Origin of the sequence: Methylibium sp. (assembly GCF_013817365.1) — a bacterium.
Lineage (GTDB): Bacteria > Pseudomonadota > Gammaproteobacteria > Burkholderiales > Burkholderiaceae_C > Methylibium.
In genome coordinates this window covers 1-2043 of record NZ_JACDCU010000605.1, presented here as the reverse complement: position 1 = coordinate 2043, position 2043 = coordinate 1, and the positions used below count along the sequence as shown (strand labels likewise).

The 2043-nt window shown below is 71.7% G+C and carries 3 protein-coding genes; all 3 read right to left on the bottom strand.

All coding sequences use genetic code 11. The annotated features are described in order from the left end of the window. The coding region (locus H0W38_RS21930; RefSeq protein ID WP_292458221.1) for a hypothetical protein at positions 1-214 on the bottom strand (214 nt) is incomplete at its 3' end. A gap of 140 nt (positions 215-354) precedes the next feature. Further along, positions 355-837, bottom strand: coding sequence for a flagellar export protein FliJ (fliJ, locus tag H0W38_RS21925; protein ID WP_292458218.1), 483 nt, complete (start codon positions 835-837; stop codon positions 355-357). Between the two features lie 44 nt (positions 838-881). Beyond that, a partial coding sequence (locus tag H0W38_RS21920) for a FliI/YscN family ATPase (protein ID WP_292458216.1) occupies positions 882-2043 on the bottom strand: 1162 nt, incomplete at its 5' end.

The following is a 2043-nucleotide window of genomic DNA, read 5'->3' as shown; positions in this document are numbered from 1 at the left end:
CGGCCGCCGGTGCGGGCCGGCTGGCCGGCTCACGCCGGGCTTCGGGCACGTCGAAGGCACTGCCGTGGTACGCGCCGCCGCTATTGCGCTCGACCTGCGCACCGAGCACGCCGGCGAAAGCGCCGGGCGAGCCGGTGCTGCCGCCGGCACGCGGATTCGTCGAGGCCTCGGCGCCGAGGCCGGGGGCGGGGTGAGCGTTGAAGTGCAGGTTCACGGTCAGCGGTTCCTGTTCGGTGCGTTCGCGATGAGGAAGCGACGCGTTGTGTTGTATCGATGAGGTTCGGGCTTAGCGCTCGAGTCCCGGCGACGATTGCCGCGCTGCGCTGGCGTCGTGCTGCGGTGTCCGTTCCGGCCTCAGGCCGCGCTGAAACCCAGCGCATCCGGCCCGCCCGCAGCCGCGAGGCGCTGCCAGGCCACGCGCGCAGCGAACTCGTCGGTGGTTTTTTGCTCGCGCCGGTCGCCCCGCAAGGCGGCTTCGGCAGTGCGCCGCTCGATCAACTTTCGCACCGAGGCCGCGCGCAGCTCGGCGGCGAGGAGCAGGGCCTTGGCGTCGTCGGCACGCGCCGCAGCCTGCGTCACCACATGGCCCTGCTGGGTCACCGCATCGTCGAGCCGCGCCATGAAGCCCTGGTAGCACTGCAGCAGCTCGATGGCGCCGCTTTGCTGGAACTGCTTGCCGAAACGATCGGCGTACTCGAGCCGGTAGGCGGCCAGTTGCCCGGCCTGCACTTGCGCGGCCTGCACGACGGCGAGCGCGTGCCGGTGCACGGCGAGTGCCTTGTCGCGCGCGGCGCCGGCCTGTTCGAGCAGGGTCTGCAGGGCAAGGATGTCGGGCATGGGGGCTCCTGAAACGGGGTTCTGGCTGATACGGAAAGGCGGGCTCAGACGCCGGTCAGCTGGCGCAGCTGCCGCACGCCGGCGTCGAGCAAGGCGGGTTCGTGCATGTCTTGCTGCAACAGTGCGCGCATGGCGTCGATGTGGCGCACCGCAAGGTCGAGTTCGGCGTCGTGACCGGGCGCATAGGCCCCCAGCGCGATGAGGTCGCGCGCCTTCTGGTGGCGCGACCACCACTGGCGCAGCCGCCGCGCGGCCTGCAGGTGTTCGGGCGTGGCCACGTTGTGCATCACGCGCGAAGCCGAGCGTTCGATGTCGATGGCCGGGTAGTGGCCCGACTCGGCGAGTTCGCGCGAGAGCACGATGTGGCCGTCGAGAATGGCGCGCGCCGCGTCGGCGATCGGGTCCTGCTGGTCGTCGCCCTCGCTGAGCACAGTGTAGAACGCGGTGATCGAGCCGCAGCCGGCCAGGCCGTTACCGCTGCGCTCGACCAGTTGCGGCAGCTTGGCGAAGCAGCTCGGCGGGTAGCCCTTGGTGGCCGGCGGCTCGCCAATGGCCAGCGCTATCTCGCGTTGCGCCATGGCGTAGCGCGTGAGCGAATCCATCAGCAGCAGCACGTGCTGGCCGCGATCGCGGAAGTGCTCGGCGATGGCGGTGGCGTAGTTGGCACCCTGCATGCGCGTGAGCGGCGGCGCGTCGGCCGGTGCGGCCACGACCACGGCGCGGGCCAGGCCCTCGGCGCCGAGGATGTCTTCGATGAACTCCTTGACCTCGCGGCCGCGTTCGCCGATGAGGCCGACCACGATCACGTCGGCCGCCGTGTACTTGGCCATCATGCCGAGCAGCACCGACTTGCCGACGCCGGAGCCGGCGAACAGGCCGATACGCTGGCCGCGGCCGACGGTCAGCAGGGTGTTGATGGCGCGCACGCCGGTGTCGAGCGGCAGGCGCACGGGGTCGCGCTCCATCGCATTGATGGGGCGGCGCACCAGCGGCTCGTTGCGCACAGCGCCGGGCCTGCTGTCGAGCGGGCCCAGGCGATCGAGCGGCGTGCCGTGCGAATCGACCACGCGGCCGATGAGACCGTCGCCGATGGGCAAATGACGCGTGCGGTCTTCGCTGCGCCGCCACGGGTGGCTGGGCTCGCCGAGCACGGGCGGCGCGGTGGTCGTGGCGCGCGGCACCACGCGCGCGCCGCTGGCGAGACCA